Annotated in this window: 16 protein-coding genes; 2 read left to right on the forward strand and 14 right to left on the reverse strand. The window is 71.2% G+C overall.

What is annotated here, in order from left to right; genetic code table 11:
• Positions 1–40: 40 nt before the first annotated feature.
• The 4 genes from ACFWGP_RS14730 to ACFWGP_RS14745 are packed head-to-tail and all read right to left on the reverse strand — an operon-like array spanning position 41 to position 6,671.
• Complete coding sequence (locus ACFWGP_RS14730) at positions 41–1,453, reverse strand: ATP-NAD kinase family protein (protein ID WP_376931239.1); 1,413 nt, start codon at positions 1,451–1,453, stop codon at positions 41–43.
• Positions 1,454–1,470: 17 nt separating this feature from the next.
• A complete protein-coding gene (gene gcvPB, locus ACFWGP_RS14735) occupies positions 1,471–3,117 on the reverse strand; it encodes an aminomethyl-transferring glycine dehydrogenase subunit GcvPB (protein WP_376931240.1) in 1,647 nt (548 codons plus the stop codon).
• The gene (gcvPA, locus tag ACFWGP_RS14740; RefSeq protein ID WP_376931241.1) at positions 3,114–4,514 is read right to left on the reverse strand and encodes an aminomethyl-transferring glycine dehydrogenase subunit GcvPA; all 1,401 of its coding nucleotides are present in this window, start codon (positions 4,512–4,514) and stop codon (positions 3,114–3,116) included. Before gcvPA ends, gcvPB begins: the two co-directional genes overlap by 4 nt.
• A 6-nt stretch (positions 4,515–4,520) precedes the next feature.
• Positions 4,521–6,671, reverse strand: a complete 2,151-nt coding sequence (locus ACFWGP_RS14745; protein WP_376931242.1) for a beta-galactosidase — start codon at positions 6,669–6,671, stop codon at positions 4,521–4,523.
• A gap of 151 nt (positions 6,672–6,822) precedes the next feature.
• On the opposite strand from ACFWGP_RS14745, the gene ACFWGP_RS14750 reads away from it, so the two are divergent.
• Positions 6,823–7,479 (forward strand): GntR family transcriptional regulator, encoded by a 657-nt coding sequence (locus ACFWGP_RS14750; protein ID WP_376931243.1) that lies wholly within the window; start codon positions 6,823–6,825, stop codon positions 7,477–7,479.
• A 585-nt stretch (positions 7,480–8,064) separates the two neighbouring features.
• Here ACFWGP_RS14750 and ACFWGP_RS14755 read toward each other — a convergent pair.
• The 9 genes from ACFWGP_RS14755 to ACFWGP_RS14795 all read right to left on the reverse strand — a co-directional run bounded on the left by ACFWGP_RS14755 (position 8,065) and on the right by ACFWGP_RS14795 (position 19,488).
• Entirely contained in the window at positions 8,065–9,819 is a 1,755-nt protein-coding gene (locus tag ACFWGP_RS14755) for an amylo-alpha-1,6-glucosidase (protein WP_376931244.1), read from the reverse strand.
• Positions 9,820–9,821: 2 nt separating this feature from the next.
• On the reverse strand, positions 9,822–10,763 hold the full coding sequence (locus tag ACFWGP_RS14760) for a carbohydrate ABC transporter permease (RefSeq protein ID WP_231431746.1): 942 nt from the start codon (positions 10,761–10,763) through the stop codon (positions 9,822–9,824).
• Entirely contained in the window at positions 10,760–11,731 is a 972-nt protein-coding gene (locus ACFWGP_RS14765; protein ID WP_231431747.1) for a carbohydrate ABC transporter permease, read from the reverse strand. The genes ACFWGP_RS14760 and ACFWGP_RS14765 overlap by 4 nt, the downstream gene beginning before the upstream one ends.
• Before the next feature lie 2 nt (positions 11,732–11,733).
• Positions 11,734–13,014, reverse strand: a complete 1,281-nt coding sequence (locus ACFWGP_RS14770; protein WP_376931245.1) for an ABC transporter substrate-binding protein — start codon at positions 13,012–13,014, stop codon at positions 11,734–11,736.
• Between the two features lie 347 nt (positions 13,015–13,361).
• Positions 13,362–14,417 (reverse strand): aspartate-semialdehyde dehydrogenase, encoded by a 1,056-nt coding sequence (locus tag ACFWGP_RS14775; protein ID WP_231431750.1) that lies wholly within the window; start codon positions 14,415–14,417, stop codon positions 13,362–13,364.
• Positions 14,418–14,599: 182 nt separating this feature from the next.
• Positions 14,600–15,874 (reverse strand): aspartate kinase, encoded by a 1,275-nt coding sequence (locus ACFWGP_RS14780; RefSeq protein WP_231431751.1) that lies wholly within the window; start codon positions 15,872–15,874, stop codon positions 14,600–14,602.
• Positions 15,875–15,986: 112 nt separating this feature from the next.
• Positions 15,987–16,370 (reverse strand): nuclear transport factor 2 family protein, encoded by a 384-nt coding sequence (locus tag ACFWGP_RS14785; RefSeq protein ID WP_231431753.1) that lies wholly within the window; start codon positions 16,368–16,370, stop codon positions 15,987–15,989.
• Between the two features lie 166 nt (positions 16,371–16,536).
• Positions 16,537–17,133 carry a recombination mediator RecR gene (recR, locus tag ACFWGP_RS14790; protein WP_231431754.1) on the reverse strand — a complete coding sequence of 199 codons (597 nt, stop codon included), beginning with the start codon at positions 17,131–17,133 and terminating at the stop codon, positions 16,537–16,539.
• Positions 17,134–17,136: 3 nt separating this feature from the next.
• Complete coding sequence (locus ACFWGP_RS14795) at positions 17,137–19,488, reverse strand: DNA polymerase III subunit gamma and tau (RefSeq protein WP_376931246.1); 2,352 nt, start codon at positions 19,486–19,488, stop codon at positions 17,137–17,139.
• A gap of 91 nt (positions 19,489–19,579) precedes the next feature.
• Between ACFWGP_RS14795 and ACFWGP_RS14800 the strand changes: the two genes are divergently transcribed.
• Positions 19,580–19,939: a TraR/DksA C4-type zinc finger protein gene (locus ACFWGP_RS14800; RefSeq protein ID WP_231432376.1), complete on the forward strand. Its 360-nt coding sequence runs from the start codon at positions 19,580–19,582 to the stop codon at positions 19,937–19,939.
• A 45-nt stretch (positions 19,940–19,984) separates the two neighbouring features.
• Here the strand turns inward: ACFWGP_RS14800 and ACFWGP_RS14805 are convergent.
• A partial coding sequence (locus ACFWGP_RS14805; RefSeq protein ID WP_376931247.1) for an IPT/TIG domain-containing protein occupies positions 19,985–20,709 on the reverse strand: 725 nt, incomplete at its 5' end.

Raw genomic sequence — 20,709 nt, forward strand, 5'->3', positions numbered from 1 at the left:
GGGTGGGTGTGTAGGGCCGGTCGGGCTCGACCGGTCACGTTCAGGGTTCGGATGCCTCGGCGTCGGGCGCGTGCACAGGGTAGAGGCTCGTGGTGGAGGGGCCGGTGATCACGCGCGCGAATCCCGCGAGGCGGGCGTCGACGAGGGGGTCGCCGGTGTCGACGAGCAGGGGGCGGCCGCCGAGGTCGATGAGCTTCTGCTCGGGGGCGACGACCATGAGCGGGTCGTCGTCGAGCAGGCGCAGCACGCGCGCCGAGAGCTGCTGGTTGCCGCGGCCGAGCAGGAAACCCTGGCCGCCGATGACGCTCACGACGGCCTTCGCGGGGCCGCGCGAGATCTCGTCGACGAGTTCGTGCTCGCTCGCCCCCGCGCGGACGACCCGGCCGTCGAGCACGACGTCGACGCCGAGCGGGGTCTTCGCGACCCCGAGCTCGCGGGCGAGCTCGGCCATCGTGCCGCCGGGGCCGAGCAGGTAGCGGATGCCCGGGCGCATCGCCTTGGCCGCACCGCGCGCGGCACCCGCGACGGCGGCCTGCTCGGTCACCGGCGTCGCCGCCTTGCGCGACTGCGTGCGGCCTGCGCGGTAGGGCACGGGCATGGTGCCGTAGAGGCGCGGCTCGACGCGCGCACGCCGCATCGCCGCCTCGTCGATGTCGAGCACCTCGCGCTCCTGCACGGGCAGGGCGCCGTCCGATCCGGATGCCGCCGACCACGCCGCCGCGAGCGCGCCCGCGGCGCGCGGGCTCACCGCGAAGGCGGGCGAGTACATCTTGACGCCGGCCGGGATGCCGAGCGCGGCGACCGCCACCGCACCCGGGCGGCCGCCCCACGCCGTCGGCACCGATGCTCGGTAGGAACTTCTCGGCGACATGCCGGAATCGTCGACCACGACGTCGGCGTGCGGTACGGAAGTTCCTCCGGAGCCGTTCCGGCCGTCGGCAGAGGATCCCGTCGCGGTCCCTCGACCGGCCTCCGACAGCCCGGCCGCGACATCGCGGGCGGTGCCGTCGCCGCCGGCGAAGAGCACGAGGGTCGCGCCGGCGTCGACGAGTGCGCGCACGGCGGCCGTCGTGTCAGCCGCCGTCGTGGCGGCCGCGGATGTCGCGTGGTCGGCGACGCTCGGCCGGTAGACGACGCGCGGCTCGAGGCCGGCGGCGCGCACCGCGTCCTCCCCCATCGCACCCGCCGCGGTGAGCACGACGGGCAGACGGCCGGTCGAGGCGGCGCGCAGCGCCGTACCGGGACGACCGGCGACACGGGCGCGGTCTCGAGACGCGTCGACCCCGTCAGCGCTGCTCGACCGACGGAGATGCGCCGCGACGACCTCGAGCGCGACCCGAGCCCGCTCGCCGGCCTGCGGCCGGGCGCCGCGCTCGGCGGCCTCGACCTGCACGGCCGCGCCGTCGGAGCCGGCGAGTCCCGCAGGACCGCCGACCCCGGCGACAGGGTTCACGACGAGGGCGAGCATGCTCAGGCGGCCGACTCCGACGCGGTGGCGGCGGTCGACTCGAGTCGCTGCGCCGCTCGACCGGCCGGGCTCTCGCCGAAGTACTTGCGACGGTAGGCGCGCCAGGTGATCGCCCAGCGCTCGGGGTCGTCGAGGTCGTCGTGGTGGGTGTGGTGCACCGTCTGGTTGTGCGGTGCGGTGCGCACGACCTCGGGCGTCTCGCGTGCCTCGCGGGCGACCTCGGCGAGCGCGGCGACGTACTCGTCGATCTCGGCCATCGAGTACGACTCCGTCGGCTCGAGGGTGAACGGCTGCGGCACCACGTACGGGTGGTGGCTCGTCCAGTAGTGCATGCCGAAGTCTGAGAGGCGAACGCCGATCTCCTCCGACGAGATGCCCGTCTCCTCGAAGAGCTCCTGCCACGAGTACCGCACCTGCTCGATGCGGCGGCGGCCCTCGGCGTAGGGCGCCGAGGCGCCCGGGATGTCGGTCACCTTCTTGAGCAGGTAGTTGTTGTTGAGCACCGCGATCTCGGCGGCCGCGAGCAGCCCCTCGGCACCGAGCGCCATGATCCACGAGTAGGCGCGCACGATGTTCGGCACGACGCCGTGGAACGGCGCGACCGCGCCGATCGACTGCGGGCCCGCCTCGCGCACGTCGAAGCGCACCTCGCCCGAGGCATCCACCTCGCGCACGACGCGCGGCCCCGGGAGGAACGGCGCGAGCGCGGCACTCACCGCGTTCGCCCCGGCGCCGGGCCCGCCGCACGCGTGCGGCGTCGAGAACGTCTTGTGCAGGTTGAAGTGGCACACGTCGAAGCCGGCGTCGCGGGCGCGCGTGATGCCGAGGATGCCGTTGGCGTTCGCCTGGTCGTACGAGGCGAGCGCACCGACCCCGTGGGCGGCATCCACCCACTCGCGGATCGCGGGGTTGTAGATGCCCGTGTCTTCCGGATTGGTGACCATGATCGCCGCGGTGCGCGGCGAGAGGGCCGCCTTCAGGGCTGCGAGGTCGGGGTAGCCCTCGGCGTCGGGGAAGATCGTGATGACGTCGTAGCCGGCCGCCTTCGCGGCCGCCGCGTTCGACGGGTGGCTGAAGATCGTCGTGATGACCTCGCGCCGCTGCTCGCCCTCGCCGTTCGCCTCGTGATACGCACGGATCATCGCGATGTTCGCCCAGATCGCGGCCGAGCCGCCCTGCGTGTGCAGCGACACCTCGTCCATGCCCGAGATCTCGGCGAGCATGCGCTCGAGGTTCCAGGTGATCTCGAGCACTCCCTGCGCGTCGGCCGGGTCCTGCAGCGGGTGCATGGCGGTGAGCTGCGGCACGCCGATGAGCTGGTCGTTGATCTTCGGCGAGTACTTCATCGTGCACGTGCCCTGGCCGATGTCGACGTTGAGGTCGGCACCGAGGTTCTCCTGCGAGAGCCGCAGGTAGTGCTTGAGCACCCGCTGCTGGCCCATCTCGGGCAGGGCGGGCGGCACGTCGCGGCGGAGGCCCACGGGCAGGTCGGAGACGACGTCGCCGACCGCGTCGCGCACGCCCGGCTCGATCGGCGTGACGAGCACGCCGCGCTCGCCCGGGGTGGAGAGCTCGAAGATGACGGGTTCGTCCCAGCTGGCCTGGTGGAAGCGGCGGAGGGCGGGCTTGGGTGCGATGGGGAGCGTCATGCGCGGTCCTCCTGAGTGGTGTTGAGGGTGGATGCCTCGGCGAGCGCGCCGATCGCGGCGGCGAGACGGTCGATGGCGGCCTGGCCGGTCATCTCGGTGACGCAGACGAGCAGCCGGTGCTCGCCGACGACGACGCCCGGCTCGATGCCCTGGCGGCGCAGCGACTCGACGACGCCGTGCGCCGTGAGGCCGGCACCCGCGAGGTCGACCGTGAACTCGCGCAGGTGCAGCGCACCGTCGCCGAGCGCGACGCCGGGGATCGCGGCGAGCCGCTGCTGGGCGTAGCGGGTGCGGGCGAGCAGCAGCTCGCCGAGTTCGCGCATGCCCTGCGGCCCCATGAGCGCGAGGTAGACGCCGGCGGCGATGCCCCAGAGGGCTGCGGCGGTGCCGACCCATTCCTTGCCCTCCTCGCGGTGCGCGAAGGAGGTGCGGTCGTAGGCGACGTCGCCGAAGCCGACCTCGCCGGGCACGTCGGTCGTCGCGAGCCCGAAGAGGCGCGAGGGCATCTCCATGATGAACTTCGGGTCGTCGTTCACGGCGATGAAGCCGCCGTGCGCGCCGCCGAACCACTGGTGGAGGCCCAGCGACTGGATGTCGCCGCAGACGATGTCGGCGCCCTGCTCGGCGGGCGGCGTGAGCACGCCGTAGCCGATCGGGTCGGTGCCGACGACGAGCACGGCGCCTGCGGCGTGGGCCGCGTCGGCGAGCTCGCGCAGGCGGGTCTCCAGCGCACCGGTCACCGACGGCGTCTCGACCCAGACGGCGGCGACGTCGTCGTCGAGGCGTGCGGCGACGGCCGAGGCGTCCGCGGTGCCGTTCACCGTCGGCACGAACTCGAGGTCGAGATGCACGCGCACGAAGTCGGTCACCTTCGAGAGCTTGGCCGGCAGCACGTCGCTCGCGACGAGCACGCGGCGGCGCCCGGTCATGCGGCCCGCCATCGAGAGGCCCGTGGCGGTCGCCTGGTACCCGTCGTAGGTGGGCACGTTCACGACGTCCATGGCGAGCAGCTCGGCCATGAGCGACTGGTACTGGAACAGTGCCTGGAAGCGACCGTGGTCCTCGTACGGCTCGCCCGCGTAGGCGGTGAGGAACTCGCTGCGGTTGATGACCTCGTCGACGACGGCGGGCACGTAGTGGTGGTACGTGCCGTGGCCGAGGAAGCTCAGCCGCTCGTCGGTCGAGCGGTTCTTGCCGAGCAGGCCCCGGACGTGGCCTGCGAGGTCCTGCTCGGCGACGAGCGGCGCCGGCAGGTCGAGCGCACGGCCGAGGCGCAGGTCGGCGGGCACGTCGGCGTAGAACTCGTCGATCGAGGCGGCGCCGACCGCGTCGAGCATCGCCTGCTTCGTCGCGGGCGCGGTGTTGGGGATGTACGGATGGACGAAGGTGTCGGTCATGGTGCCTCAGTCGGTGGTGTCGGACAGGGTGATGAAGGGCGGCTTCGCCGCGCGCGGGGTGGCGAGCACGGCGGCGCCGAAGCGCGGGAGGGCGAGGGTGCGGCCGTCGGTCGAACCGGTGAGCAGGTCGCGCGCCCCGGCGGGCACGTCGACCGTGATCTCGCGGCGGCCGTGGTTGAGCACGAAGGTGTAGTCGGTCGTCTCGTCGCTGCGGGTCACGGCCTCGAGGTCGAGGTCGATGCGCTCGCGCGCCGGCAGGCCGGCCGCGGCGAGCACGTCGCGGAAGAGGGCGATCAGCCCGTCGCGCTCGAGCACGCAGCTGACGTACCAGGCGGTGCCACTCGGTCGGTCGAGGAGGGCGGAGCCCGTATCGAGCCCACCGCCCTCCGCGGGATCCGTGGTCTCGAGACGCTCGCTTCGCGCGCTACCCGAGCGACGGATGGTGATCGCCGCTCGGCCGTCGAGCTCGCCCGAGGCGTACTGCGCGAGCACCTCGGTGCCGTCGTGCACCTCGATCCACTCGCCCCAGGTCGGGGCGTCGAACTCGGCGCCGGTGACGAACGCGACGCGCTCGGCGAGCCCGTCGGGCACCGGCCACTGCTCGTCGACCTCGACACCCAGGAGGCCGCGCAGCGGGCCGGGCGCTCCCCCGTCGTGCACCTTCTCGGTGTCGTCGACGACGCCCGAGAACGGACCGACGACGAGCTGGCCGCCGCGTGCGACGAAGTCGGAGAGCGCCTCGGCCTGCGAGGCATCCGAGACGTACAGGTTCGGCACCACGACGACGTCGTAGCCGTCGAACGGGCCGGTCGCCCGCACCGTGTCGACCGCGTGCCCGAGCGCGTGCAGCGCCGCGTGCCAGGCGCGGGCCTGTGCGAGCCAGTTGAGCCGCTGCGAGGGCAGCGACTCGGTCGCCGACGAGCCCCACCACGAGTCGTGGTCGACGACGAGCGCGACGCGCGAGCGCACGCGGGTGCCGCGCACCGGCTCGAGGCGCTTCAGCTCGGCGCCGAACGCCTTCGCCTCCTGGAACGAGCGGGATGCCTCGCCGCGGTGCCCGACCATCGCCGAGTGGAACTTCTCCTGCCCGTACTTCGCCTGGCGCCACTGGAAGACCATCGCCCCGTCGGAGCCGTGGGCGATCGCCTGCAGGCTGCCGATCCGATACTGGCCCGGTGCCTTCGGCACGTTGACGTCGCGCCAGCTGACGCCGCTCGGTGCCTGCTCGAGCAGCAGCCACGGCCGACCGCCCTTGAGTGAGCGCATGTAGCCGTAGTTGAGGGCGGCCGGCACGTGCGCGAGCGGGTCGGCGGGGTCGGGGTACGCATCGTCGGTGACGAGGTCCTCGGCCGCGGCGAAGTCCCAGTAGTCGAGGTCGCGCAGGATCGACATGAAGTTCGTGGTGACGCCGATCTCGGGCGTGACCTCGCGCAGGATGTCGACCTCGAGCTGGAAGAGCTCGAGCAGCGCGTCCGACGAGAAGCGCTCGAAGTCGAGCAGCTGCGTCGGGTTCACGGGTCCGGTCGAGCGGCGCGGCGCCTCGATGTGCGCCCAGTCGGTGTAGCGCTGGCCCCACACGTTCACGCCCCATGCCTCGTTGAGTCCGTCGAGGTCGCCGTAGCGGGCCTCGAGCCAGCGGCGGAAGTGCGCGGATGACTCGGGGCACCAGCAGCGCGAGACGTGATCGCCGTACTCGTTCGAGACGTGCCAGAGCGCGAGCGCCGGGTGTTCGCCGTAGCGTTCGGCCATCGCGCGCGTCATCCGCGCCACGTTCTCGCGCCAGACCGGAGAGCTGGGGCAGTACGCCTGGCGCGAGCCGAACTCGAGGCGCTGGCCGTCTTCGTTCGACGGCAGCATCTCGGGGTGGCTGCGGATGAGCCACGACGGCGGGGTCGCGGTCGCGGTGGCGAGGTCGACCTTGATGCCGCCCTCCCACAGGAGCTCGATGATGCGGTCGAGCCAGCCCCACTCGTAGACCCCGGGCGCGGTCTCGAGCTGCGGCCACGAGAACACCGGGAGGCTCACGATGTTGACACCGGCATCGCGCATGAGGCGGATGTCTTCGTGCCAGACCTCCTCCGACCACTGGTCGGGGTTGTAGTCGCCGCCGTAGGCGAGCGCGTCGAGGCGGATCGGCCGAGGGGACTCGTCGGTCACACCTGCTCCTCTCTGAGTGCGCGGGGATGTACAGTCTGCGGTGCAGAATGTATTCTGTATACAGACACCGTAAACCGGATGCCGGAAGCGGTCAAGCCCGGGCTGAGCCCTAGGCTTACCGCGACGGCCGAGGGGTCCGAAGGGCGAACACATGGCGATCGAACGCAAGAACCTGCGCTCGCAGGTCCGTGAGGAGTTGCTCGCGCGCATGCGCGCGGGCGAGGTGCAGCCGGGTGAGGGCATCAACGAGGTGCAGCTCGCCGGCGAGCTCGGCGTGAGTCGAACGCCGCTGCGAGAGGCCCTCATCGCCCTCGAGAGCGAAGGCCAGATCACGAGCGAGAACGGCAAGGGCTTCCGCTTCGTGCCGCTCAGCGCGAGCGAGTTCGAGGACCTCGCTCCCGTGATGGCCGCCCTCGAGAGCCTCGCGCTCGAACTGAGCCCGGTCGACGAGCTGCGCGAGATCGGCACCCGCCTCTCGAAGCTCGCCGCCGAGTTCGACCAGGAGGTCGTCGAGCACGCCCTCGTGGTCACGAAGGACGACGAGTGGCACGGCATCATGCTCTCGGCCTGCCCGAACCGGCGCCTCCTCGACGTGATCGAGAGCGTGCGCGGGGCGTTCCACCGCTACGAGTCGCTGCTCGTGCCGAACAACGTGATGATCGAGCGCGTCGCGGCCGAGCACGCCGCCATCGCGGCCTGCCTCTCCGAGGGCGACGTACCGGGCGCGGTCGCCGCGCTCAAGGTCAACTGGCTGCACGGCATGCGCCGCATCCTCGACAACGCCTCCAGCCCGTACTTCACCGCGTAGGTCGGTCGAGTGGGGCGAAGCCCGTATCGAGACCACCACTCCTGGAGGTCGGTCGAGTAGTCGCGAAGCGCCGTATCGAGACCACGACTCGTGAAGGTCCTCAAGTCTCGGCGCCGAGTACACGAAGCGGCGTCGGCCCGTGACGCTCGTCTTGCGGCAGGAGTTCGACCGGATCGACGAAGCGTACTTCGCGGAGAAGCAGGTGCAGGGTGGGGCCGCGCCAAGCGCCTCGCCCTGATCGAGGGACGATTCGACCTCTTGCCCGCGCTGGCGAAGAAGCGATTCCCGAAGAAGACGGACGGGTAGGAGCTATCGCGTGTCGGTGATCCCGATACGGCGCTGTGCGCCTACTCGACAGACCGGAAGCGTGCCCGGCGCTCGCGCGTTCGGTGGTTGACTTGGGCGCATCCGGCGAGGAGAGCCGCGGCGCCGAGGGCGACCACGGGAGCGAGCAGTGTGCGTGTTCTCATCTGACTTCCTTGTCTGGTTGGGAATTGCATTGCTGAGCGTCGGTCGAGCAGGCGCGCAGCGCCGTATCGAGACCGCGGATGCCTCGGGGCGGCGGTCTCGATCTGCGCTTCGCCGCTATTCGGCCGACGATTCGGAGAGCTCGACCGCGAGGTCGATGAACAGCGCTGCCGACCAGCCGAACGCGGTGGTCGCGGTCGGCGCCTTCTCGCCCGTGAGCGGGTTGAAGTACTCGTGCGGCCCGCCGCCGTGCACGACGAGTGCGACCGTGCGCTCGGCGAGGTCGTGCGCGAGATCCTCGCGCCCCGACGCCCGCAGGCCTTCGACGATGAGCCGGTTGGTGTTGACCCACACCGGCCCCCGCCACATGCGCGTCGCCGAGAAGTCGGGGTCGGCGGCCGAGACCGTCGGCACCGACCAGGGCAGCGCGTACCGCTCGGGATCTCCGAGCGCCTCGACGAGCGCCGCGAGCACGGGCTCGGGCAGTGCTCCGGTCAGGAGCGGCATGAACCCGACGATCGCGTCGCTCGCGACCGCTTCGCCGGCCGCGCGGGCCTCGAAGCGGCCGGATGCCTCGTCCCACATGCCGAGCAGGAGCTCGAGCGTGCGCGCGGCACGTGACCGGTGCGCCGCGGGGTCGCCGGCGGCGTCCGCCCCGTAGCGCTCGGCGAGCCGGGCGAGTTCGAGGTCCTGCAGCACGAGGTAGGCGCCGAGGTCGGGCGCCGTCGTCGGCAGCGGGCCGTCGAAGATCGGGCTGTCGTCGAGTCCCGACGAGTAGGGGTGCCCGTACTCGGGCATGCCGTCGCCGTCGAGGTCGCTGCCCGAGAACCACCAGTCCTGCGACCGGCGGATCACGGCGAGCTGCCGCTCCGCCCATTCGGGGGCATCCTCGACCTCGAGCACCTTGCCGAGCGCCCAGGCCGCGAGCGGCGGCTTCGTGAGCGGCACCGGGGCGTTCGGGTCGGCGATCTGCGACCCTGCACGCCGCAACCGGTCGCGGTCGGCATGCGGCAGGTCGTCGCTCGTGGCGAGCACGCCCTCCTCGTGCACGACGTCGGGCAGCTGCCCGTTCTCGCTCGGGAACCGGAACGCGATCTCGAGCTGCTCGCGCGCGAGCTCGGGGTCGCCGTGGCGCAGGCCCATCGCGATGAAGTACGCGTCCCACTGCCACACCCCGACGTAGCCGACCTTCGACGGCACGACGCCGCGCGCGTCGCCGAGGCCGGGCAGTTCGACGATGTTCGCGCCGAGCACCCACCAGCAGAACGCGGCCATCTGCTGCAGGTCGTCGCGCACGAGCGGGCACTTCGCGAACCAGTCGAGCCACAGGCCCTCGGTGCCCGCGAGGTCGTCACCGTGCGACGTGGATGCCTCGTGCCGCACGCCGCGGTCGGCCGCCACGTGCAGGCGCACCGACGGCGCCTCCGGCGCGAACTCGACTCGGGTCGACTCGCCGTCGGGGGTCGTCCACTCGACCGAGAGGCCTGCGCCTCCCCCGACCGACAGGGCACCGGCCCCGGCGAACGTGAGCGTCGCGGCGCCGTCGCCGAACTCGATCGCGTGCGGCAGCACCCCGGTGACGGGCAGCGCCAGCCCCGAGGCATCCCGCACGGTCAGTTCGTCGATGACGCGGCAGTCGTCGAGCCGGCGCTCGTACTCCGACGTGTGCACGCGCACGGCCGAAGCAGGGGCGCCGGCGCCGACGCCCCCACGCGCTTCGACCGCCGCGCGGTCGGCCCGGAACACGAGCACGCGCGAACGCGGCAGGGTGAACGGGGCCTGCACCAGGTCGAGGTGGCGGCCGGCGAGGCCGGCCAGCGCCGAGGCATCCATGGTCTCGATACGGCGCTGCGCGCCTGCTCGACCGGCCAACGTCATCGTCCTCCCAGTCCCGAGGCGGCCATGCTGTTGAGGATGCGGCGCTGCCCGATGACGAACACGATGAGCATCGGGATCGTCGAGATCGCGCTCGCGGCCATCACGAGGCCGTAGTTCACCGAACCGAACTGTCCCTGGAAGCTCGACAGCAGCAGCGGCACCGTGAACAGGTCGGGCGTGTTCAGCAGCACGAGCGGGAACAGGAAGGCGTTCCACACGTCGAGCGCGACGATGATGCTGAGCGCCGCGAGACCCGGCTTCAGGTTCGGCAGGATGATGCTCCAGAAGATGCGCCAGCGTCCGGCGCCGTCGACGAGTGCCGCCTCCTCGAGCTCCCTCGGCAGGCTCAGCACGAACTGGCGCATGAGGAACACTGCGAACGGGTTCGCAAGCAGGCCGGGCACGATGAGCGCGAGGTGCGAGTCGACCCAGCCGAGTTGCGTCATGAGCAGGTAGAACGGGATGAGCGTGACCTGCTTCGGGATCATCTGCGTCGCGAGGAACACGATGAACAGCACCTTCGCGCCGCGGAAGCGGATGCGCGCGAACGCGTAACCGGCCATGGCGGCCGTGAGCAGCGTGCCGGCCACGACGAGCGCGGCGATGTACAGGCTGTTGAGGTACGCCTGGCCGAACGGCACCGCGTTCCAGGCATCGACGTAGTTGTCGAACGTCCAGGGCTGCGGCAGGAACGCGAGCGGGTCCTGCAGCAGCTGCGGCAGCGTCTTGAACGAGGTCAGCAGCATCCAGAGGAACGGGAAGACCATCGCGAGGCCGCCGACCACGAGTGCGACGTGCAGCACGGTCGAGCTGAGGCGGCGCTTGCCCTTGCCCGTGCGGGGCGCCGACGGGCGGTACCCGGGCGCGCTCATCGCGACCGTCGAGTCGGTCAGCGGCGTCTGCGTGCCGTCGGCGAGGCGCGGATTCGTGAGACTCATGCTTCGTCGTCCTCGTAGTGCACGAACTTCTTCTGGGCGCCGAATTGGATCGCCGTGATGATGAGCGTCAGCACGAGCAGGATGACGCTCGCCGCGCTCGACGGCCCGATCTCGAACTTGCCGAAGCCGAGATCGTAGATGTGGTAGACGATCGTGCGCGTCGCGTTGTCGGGCCCGGCGTTCTGCACGAGCACGTAGACCGTGTCGAACGTCTGCAGCGACGAGATGAACGCGACGACCGACGAGAAGAACACGATCGGCGAGAGCAGCGGCAGGCGGACGCTCGTGAACAGGCGCCACGGACCGGCGCCGTCGATGCGTGCGGCCTCGATGACCGAGGGTGAGATGTTCTGGAGGCCCGCGAGGAAGATCACCACGTTGAGGCCGAGCGACGACCAGATCGTCACGATGCAGACCGCGAGCAGCGCGAGCTTCGGGTCCTGCAGCCAGTCGGGCGGCGCGATGCCGAAGATCTTCGAGATCGCCGTCGAGAGCACGCCGTCGCCGCGGAACATCTGCTGCCAGATCATCGCGACCGCGACGGTCGACGTGACGACCGGTGCGAAGAACAGAATGAGGTAGAGCGTCCGCGTCTTCAGCTTCTCGAGCGCGACCGCGATGATCACGGCGAGCCCCAGGCCGATCGGCACGGTGACGAACGCGATGATCAGCGTGTTGACGATCGACTTCCAGAGCAGCTCGTCCTGGAACTGGGCCGTGAAGTTCTCGAACCCGACCCAGGTCAGGTCGCCGAGGCCGTCCCAGCTCGCGAACGCGAGCACGAGGCTCGCTGCGAACGGCACGACTACGAACAGCGCCATGCCGAAGAGCTGGGGCGCGATGAAGACGTACCCCCAACGCCGGTCGCGGCGACGCCAGGCCGGCTCCTTGCGGAACCGGCCCGGCGTGGGGGCGGATGCCGCAGGGAGGTCCTGCAGCATCCGCTCACCGGAAGCGATCTGACTCACGTCTATTCGCCCGACTTCTCCGCGACGAGGTCGGCGGCGGCGTCCAGCGTCGCCTGCGCGTCGGCCTTGCCCTCGTAGAGCTTCAGGAACTCGTCGCTGATGTCGATCGAGAGCCCGGGCACGCGCGCCTCGGGGGCGTAGTCCTCGAAGCCGATGTCGCGCATGTCGAGGAAGGTCTGCGCGTGCGCGGGGTAGCCGTCCTCGAGCACGACCTCGTCGGCGCCCTTGATCGACGGGACCGCGTTGCCGCCGCCCTCGAGCCGGAACTTCTGGCCCTCGGCGCTCAGGAACTCGGTCCAGAACGTGAACGCCGCATCCTTCGCGTCGGTCTTGCCGTTGATCGCGAGGTACGAGGCGGCGACGCCCGTCGGGGCCTCCTGACCGTCAGGAGTCGGCCAGCGAACGATGTCGTAGTTGTCGGGGTTTCCGGCCGTCTGGACGGTTCCGATCGTGTAGCGACCCTGCACGAAGAAGCCCGCCTTGTCGGTCACGAAGACGCTGTCGGCGCCCGCGCCCTCGGGCAGCGTGTCGGCGACGACGAACGTGCCGTCCTGGAAGAGACCGCCGAACTCGTCGAGTGCCTTCACGCTCGCGGCGTCGGTGTTGGCCGTGAACGCGCCCGACTCGTCGTACGGCGCAGGCAGGCCCTGCGACGACAGCCAGCTCCAATGGGTGGCCCAGTAGTTCCAGAACATCGTGCCCGTGAGGCCGGCGTCCTTGAGCTTGGCGTTCATCTCGAGGTACTTGTCGGTCGTCCACTCGCCGTTCTCGGCGAGTGTCGCCGGGTCTTCGGTGATGCCGGCCGCCTCGAGCGCCGCCTTGTCGTACCAGAGCACGTCGGGGTTCGAGTCGTTCGGGGCGCCGTAGTACTCGCCCTCCTTCTCGGCCACGCCGAACAGGCCCGGGTAGAAGTCGTCGGGCTTGGTCTGGCTGTCCTTCGACTCCATGAGCTTCTTGAGCGGCATGAGCCGGCCCGAGTCGACGAACTGGCCCATCTTGTCGTCGCCGACGTAGAACACGTCGGGCGCCGTGTTGCTCGCGAGCTGGGCGAGCAGCTTCGAGTGGTAGTCGCCGTAGTCGGCCACCGGCTGGAGCTTGACGTTGATGTCGGGGTGGCGCTTCATGAACTCCTTGTTGAAGTCCTCGTAGCGGGTGAGCTCCTCTGCGGTGCCCCAGGTCGACCACACCACGGTGTTCTCGTCGTTGCCACCTCCCCCGCCGCTGCACGCCGCGAGTCCGATCGCGATGGCGCTCGCAGCACCGATCGCCAGCAGACGCCTCATCTTCGAGTTCGAGCGGGCCATTCCGCTACCTCTTTCGTCATTGCAGGAGGAGCCGGCGTGGGGAGCCGGCGTGAGGGGGATTGCTCGTCATTATTCTGTATACAAAACTCAATTCCGTCAAGGTGCGGCAGGTCACGAACGCGCAACGGCATACACAGTCGGTGCGTCATTTCGGGTGCGGAGGCGTGTCGCACCCGGTTCTGCGCGATGCCGATGCGCGACACGCCGCTCCACTCCTGAATTGCGCACGGACGCGCGAGTTCACACTGCTCGGCGGCGCGCAAACGACGGATGCCCCGTGGCCGATCGGCCACGGGGCATCCGTGTCGTACTGGGTGAGGTGAACGCTAGACGCGCGCCGGCAGCTTGGCGGCGACCAGCTCCGCGATCTGCACGGCGTTGAGCGCCGCGCCCTTGCGCAGGTTGTCGTTCGAGACGAAGAGCACGAGGCCCCGGCCGTCGGGCGCCGACTGGTCCTGGCGGATTCGGCCGACGTAGCTCGGGTCGTTGCCCGCCGCCTGCAGCGGGGTCGGCACGTCGGAGAGCGCGACGCCGGGCGCGTCGGCAAGCAGCTCGGTCGCGCGCTCGGGCGTGATCGGGTTCGCGAACTCGGCGTGGATCGACAGCGAGTGGCCCGTGAAGACCGGCACGCGCACGCACGTGCCGGCGACGAGCAGGCCCGGCAGCTCGAGGATCTTGCGGCTCTCGTTGCGGAGCTTCTTCTCCTCGTCGGTCTCGTTGTCGCCGTCGTCGACGATCGAGCCCGCGAGCGGGATCACGTCGAACGCGATCGGGCGCACGAACTTCTCGGGCTCGGGGAACTCGACGGCGGCACCGTCGTGCACGAGGCCGATCGCGTCCTGCGCCACGGCGGCGCGGGCCTGCTCGAGCAGCTCCTCGCCGCCGGCGAGCCCGGCACCGGAGACGGCCTGGTAGGTCGAGACGATGAGACGCTCGAGCCCGGCCTCGTCGTGCAGTACCTTGAGCACCGGCATCGCGGCCATGGTGGTGCAGTTCGGGTTCGCGATGATGCCCTTCGCGGCCTCGTCGATCGCGTGCGGGTTGACCTCGCTGACGACGAGCGGCACCTCGGGGTCCATGCGCCAGCCGCTCGAGTTGTCGATGACGGTCACGCCGGCGGCCGCGAACCGCGGCGCCTGCGCCTTCGAGAGCGTCGCGCCGGCGGAGAAGATCGCGAGGTCGAGACCGGTCGGGTCGGCGGTCGACGCGTCTTCGACGACGATCTCCTCGCCCTTGAACGGCAGCGTCGTGCCCGCCGAGCGCGCCGACGCGAAGAAGCGGATCCGCGCGACCGGGAAGTCGCGCTCCTCGAGCAGTCGCCGCACGACCGCGCCGACCTGGCCGGTGGCGCCGACGACGCCGATGTTCACACCATTGCTCATGTCACCCTCTTGCTTTCGAGTTCTCTTCAGTTTGCAGGACTTCGGATGTGCCGCAGGCCGGATCGCGTGAATCCGGCCCGAATTGGCAGCATTCCCCTGATTCGGGGCGGGATGCCTCCTGGCCTGGCCTTCGGCCGGCCGCCGCCGGCCGGCAGTCGGCATGCGCCCGAGGCATCCGGCGTCTAGCGGCCCGTGCCCCCGTGCACGACCGCGTCGTCGTCGCCGTCGAGGTCGAAGGCGGTGTGCACGGCGCGTGCGGCGGCGTGCACGCTGTCGGCGCGCGTGACGACCGAGATGCGGATCTCGCTCGTGGAGATCATCTCGATGTTGATGCCCGCCTGGTAGAGCGCCTCGAAGAGCTTCGCCGAGACCCCTGTCGCCGAGCGCATCGCATTGCCGACCAGCGAGAGCTTGCCGATCTGGTCGTCGTACTGCAGCGCCTCGAAGCCGATCGCGTCCTGCGCGCCGGCGAGGGCGGTGAGCGCCTTCTCGCCGTCGGCCTTCGGCACGGTGAACGAGATGTCGGTGCGGCCGGTCGCGGCGGCGGAGACGTTCTGCACGATGACGTCGACGTTCGCGTTCGTGCCGGCGACGATCTTGAAGATCTTCGCCGCGGCGCCCGGCTTGTCGGGCACTCCGACGACCGTGATCTTCGCCTCGGACAGGTCGATCGCGACTCCGGCGATGACGGACTCTTCCACAGCTGCTCCTTCGGGAAGACGCGAGGGGTCGTAGACGATCGTCCCCTCGTTGTTGTTGAACGACGAGCGCACGTGCAGGGTCACGCCGTGGCGGCGTGCGTACTCGACGGCGCGGATGTGCAGGACCTTGGCGCCCGACGCGGCGAGTTCGAGCATCTCTTCGCTCGTGATGCGATCGAGCTTGTGCGCCTTCTTGACGACGCGCGGGTCGGAGGTGAAGACGCCGTCGACGTCGGTGTAGATCTCGCAGACGTCGGCGTCGAGCGACGCGGCGAGGGCGACGGCGGTCGTGTCGCTGCCGCCGCGGCCGAGGGTCGTGATGTCGCGGGTGTCGCGGTTGAAGCCCTGGAAGCCGGCGACGATGACGATGGCGCCCTCGTCGAGCGCCTCGCGCAGGCGCACGGGCGTGACGTCGACGATGCGGGCGGCGCCGTGCTGGGCGTCGGTGATCATGCCGGCCTGGCTGCCGGTGAAGCTGCGCGCCTCGTGCCCCATGCTCTTGATCGCCATCGCGAGCAGCGCCATCGAGATGCGCTCGCCGGCCGAGAGCAGCATGTCGAGCTCGCGCGGCGCGGGGATGGGCGTGACCTCGTTCGCGAGGTCGAGCAGCTCGTCGGTCGTATCGCCCATGGCGGAGACGGCGACGACGACGTCGTTGCCCGCCTTGCGCGTCTCGACGATGCGCTTCGCGACCCGCTTGATGCTCTCCGCGTCGGCGACGGACGACCCGCCGAACTTCTGCACGATCAAGCTCACGGGGCCTCCAGGGGGTTCTGGGCGCGCGCGGGCCGACGGGCCCGTCGTCGGATGCTTCATCATACGGCGGCCCGCATGCACGCCCCGCCATGTGACGCCGGGCGGCGCCCGCTCACTCGCCGTGCGGGCGCGGCATGTACCACTCGGTGAACTCGGACGCACGGCCGTCGGGCGCGAAGCGGATCACCCACAGGTTGAGGTAGTCGCGTTCGGCCGGGTACTCGGTGCGCCCCTGCACGAGCGCGAGGTCGGATGCCTCGTGCACGGCGCTCCACTCGAACGACCACTCGCCGTCGGCGTCGGCGTGCTCGAGCCAGCCGGTGACGATGCCCTCGTGCCCGCGCAGGGGCTCGGCGTCGGGCGCCAGGAGGTAGATCGCGTCGTCGGTGAAGAGGGCGCGGATGTCGTCGGGGTCGTTGCTGCGCCACGCCCTGACGTACCCGTCGACCCAGGTCGCGGTGCGTTCGGATGCCTGCTCGCGCTTCGTCTCGGTCATGCCTTCGGTCTACGCGCGCCGCGGGCGTGCGTCAACCGCCCGGCGGCGCACTCCCCCCGCCGGCTCGCGCCGAGCTCACCCGCCGAACGTGCGGTCGCGGCCCTGAATCGGACGACGAGTGCACGCTCGACGCGAGGGGCTTCCTTCGAACGATGGAATGGGCCCGTCAGGTGACGACGCGACGCCCTTCGAACGCACGACCGAGCGTGACCTCGTCGGCGTACTCGAGGTCGCCGCCCACCGGCAGGCCCGAGGCGAGTCGCGTCACCTTGATCTCGAGGGTGGTGAGCAGCCGGCTGAGGTAGGTCGCCGTCGCCTCGCCCTCGAGGTTGGGGTCGGTCGCGATGATGACCTCGGTGACCGAGCCGTCGGCGAGCCGCTGCATGAGCTGGCGGATGCGCAACTCGTCGGGGCCGATGCCGTCGATCGGGCTGATCGCGCCGCCGAGCACGTGGTACAGCCCTCGGAACTCGCGGGTGCGCTCGATCGCCACCACGTCCTTGGCCTCCTCGACGACGCAGATGAACGACGGGTCGCGCCGCGGGTCGCGGCAGATCGAGCAGGTCGCCTGCTCGGAGACGTTGCCGCAGATCTCGCAGAAGCGCACCTTGTCGCGGATCTGGAGGAGGATCTCGGCGAGGCGCGAGACGTCGAAGTGCTCGGTCTGCACGATGTGGAACGCGATGCGCTGCGCCGACTTCGGCCCGATGCCGGGCAGCCGGCCGAGCTCGTCGATCAGTTCTTGGACGATGCCTTCGTACACGGGCTACGCACGCTCCCCGAAGCCGCTGCCTGGGACCTCGATCTCTTCGAGGAAGGTCGCGCCGAGCACCTCGCGGACGACCGCCTCGCCGTACCGCTGGATACCGCCGTCGGTCGTCGCGGCCGCCTGGCGCGGCCGGCTCGGTGCCGGCCGTGGGGCTGTTGCGGGCCGGGTCGGCGCAGGCGGGTCGAACCGCTCGGGTTCGGGACCGGGATCGAACGGCGGCTCGTCGTCGATGGGCGGCGCCTCGCTGTCGTCGGGCACGAAATCGGGCGCGTCGCTCGTGGCCTCGGGGCGAGTGCCCGGAGCGACCGGCGCCGGCTCGGCGGCCGGTCGCTCGGCGAGTGCGGTCGCGGTGCGGGCGAGCGGCGCGGCCGTGCCCGAGTCGGATGCGGGTTCGGGGTCGCGCGGAATGGCGACCGTCGCCCACGAGTCGACGGGCCCCGACGAGGCGGGCGTGACGGTGCTCGGCGCGTTCGGCGTCGCGTCGACCGCGGGCGCCGAGGCCCCTGCCCGATTCGGCGTCGCGGAGTCTGATGCCGGGCTCGCCGGCGCGGCGACCGGCGCCCCGGCGCCATCGCCGCTCGGGCGCGTGGGTGCCGACGGGGGCGTCTCGGGACGTGCGGAACCGCCCGGCGCGCCGCCGCCGATGACGCGCGGGACGAACTTGACCGTCACCCCGAGCACCTCGTCGATCGCCGCACGGAGCAGCTCGGCCGAGTTCTGCGCACCTGTGCCGTTGCGCAGGCCCTCGACGTCGCCCGCGCTCGTGAAGCCGAGCACGAGGACTGCCTCGTCGGTGCGGTACTCGAGCACCTGGGCCGTCAGCGCCGCCATCCATGCCGTGCGCTTCTTGCGCTGGAGCACGCTCAGCACCTCGGGCCAGGCGTCGCGCATCTGCTGCACGGTGATCGGCCCGCTCGGACGCACGAACGCCGGTTCGGCCGGGGACGTGTCGGCCACCGGAGGCCCGGCCGACGGTTCGGCGGACGCCGGACGGGTCTCGGGCATGACGGCCGAGATCACCTCGGACGCCCGGGCGGGCTCGGCCGCCGCGGGCTCGGTACCGCGGGCGGGGCGCGCGGGCTCGACCGGGACCCGCGGTGCCTCGGCGGCGCGCGGAGCCGGCGCCTCGGCTCGGACGGCAGCGGGCGTGCCGGCAGGCGGCGCGATCGGCGCCGCCGCTCCCCCGGCGCCGACCTGGCGCTCGAGGCGCTCGACGCGCGCGAGCGCACCGCGCTCGGTGTCGTCGCTCGACGGCACGAGCACGCGCGCGAGCATGAGTTCGAGATGCAGGCGCGGGGAGGTCGCACCGGTCATCTCGGTGAGGGTCTGGCTGACGAGATCGGCGACCCGGGAGAGCTCGGCCGGGCCGAACGACTGCGCCTGCACGGCCATGCGCGCCAGTTCGTCTTCGGGGACGCCCCGCAGCACGGCGGCCGCGGCCTCGGGCGTCGAGGCCGCGACGACGATGAGGTCGCGCAGCCGCTCGAGCAGGTCTTCGACGAATCGACGAGGGTCTTGGCCCGTCTGCACGACGCGGTCGGCCGCTGCGAACGCGCCAGCGGCGTCGTGCGCGCCGATCGCGTCGATGACCTCGTCGAGGAGGGCCCCGTGCGTGTAGCCGAGCAGCGCGACCGCGCGCTCGTAGTCGATCGCCGAACCCTCGGAGCCCGCGATCAGCTGGTCGAGCAGCGACAGGGTGTCACGGGGCGACCCGCCGCCGGCCCGCACGACGAGTGCGAGCACGCCGGGTTCGACCGAGATGCCCTCTTCGTTGCAGAGCTGCTGCACGTACTCGAGCATCGGCGCGGGCGGAACGAGCCGGAACGGATAGTGGTGCGTGCGCGACCGGATCGTGCCGAGCACCTTGTCGGGCTCGGTCGTCGCGAAGATGAACTTGATGTGCTCGGGCGGCTCTTCGACGATCTTCAGCAGCGCGTTGAAGCCGCCGGAGGTCACCATGTGCGCCTCGTCGATGATGAAGATCTTGTAGCGGTCGCGCGCGGGGGCGAAGATCGCCCGCTCGCGCAGGTCGCGGGCGTCGTCGACACCGCCGTGGCTCGCCGCGTCGATCTCGACGACGTCGAGCGAGCCGCCCCCGCCGCGCGACAGCTCGACGCAGCTCGGGCACACACCGCACGGGGCGTCGGTCGGCCCCTCGGCGCAGTTGAGGCAACGCGCGAGGATGCGAGCGGAGGTCGTCTTGCCGCACCCGCGCGGCCCGCTGAACAGGTAGGCGTGATTGACCCGATCGGTGCGGAGCGCCGTCATCAGCGGCTCCGTCACCTGGGACTGGCCGATCATCTCGGCGAACGTCTCTGGCCGGTAGCGGCGATATAGGGCGGTGACCACGCATCAATCGTAGTTGCCGCGTCCGACACGGCATCCGGATGCCTCGGGCGTACGATGCTCGGACGGAAGGAGCGTGATCACGGTGACGACGATGACCCCGGCTCAGCTCGAACGGTTCCAGGCCCGGTTGCTCGCCGAGCGTGCCGACGCCGAGGAGCGCGCCGCCGAGTTCGACGACCAGATGAGCGAGGTCCGCCATGCGCGGTCCGAGGCGAGCGCCGACGACGAGCACGACCCCGAGGGGCCCACGATGACCCAGGAATGGTCGCAGCGCACCGCCGTGCTCGCCGACGTGCAGGCGGAGCTCGCCGACATCGACCACGCCCTCGCCCGCATCGCCGACGGCACCTACGGCGTCTGCGCCCGCTGCGGCAAGCGCATCACCGTCGCCCGGCTCGACGCCCGGCCGACCGCGACGCTCTGCATCGACTGCGCACGCCTCGCTCGGTGACGACGGGGTGCCCGGCGCTCGGCGCCGGGCACCCCGTCCGCGGGTTCAGGCCCGGCCGGAGCGCCGCCGCACGACGAGCAGCATGCCGAGGCCGAGCAGGAGCACCCCGCCGCCCAGGACGAGCGGCCCGATCAGGTCGACGCCGGTCGAGGCGATCGCTCCCGGCTTCGTTCCGGGCGTCGGTGCGGGTGACGACTCGTACGTGAAGCCGGCGGGCAGACTCGCCTCGCCGCACTCCTCGGTGCCGACGACCGTGACGTCGACGACGCCGGTACCGGCAGGAGCCACCGCGACGATCGTGCCGTCGTCGATCACCTCGAACGAGGTCGCCGGTGCGTCACCGAACAGCACCTCGGTCGCGTCGGTGAAGCACTGACCGGAGATGGTCACCTCTGTGCCGCCCGCCTCAGGTCCGTTCGGCGGATCGACGTCGTCGATCACCGTCGGCACGTAGGTGAACGCGAGTGCGTTGCTCGCGCCGCCCGGCGTCGTGACGACCACGTCGACCTCACCGGCCGCGTGGGCCGGGGTCTCGAACGTGATCTCCGTATCGCTCACCTGGGTGAACGGCACCGACACTCCGTCGACCGTGAGCTCGGTCGCACCGCCGAGCGCCGTACCCGTGACGGTCACCGACGTGCCGCCCGCGGTCGGTCCCTCGTCGGGCGTGAGGCTCGTCAGGCTCGGCACCGCGTAGTACGTGAACGGCAATGCGTTGCTCGGCCCACCCGCCGTGACGACGACCACGTTCACCTCGCCCGCCGCGTGCG

This window comes from Agromyces sp. NPDC127015 (genome assembly GCF_042725165.1).
In the GTDB taxonomy this organism is placed as follows: domain Bacteria; phylum Actinomycetota; class Actinomycetes; order Actinomycetales; family Microbacteriaceae; genus Agromyces; species Agromyces chromiiresistens.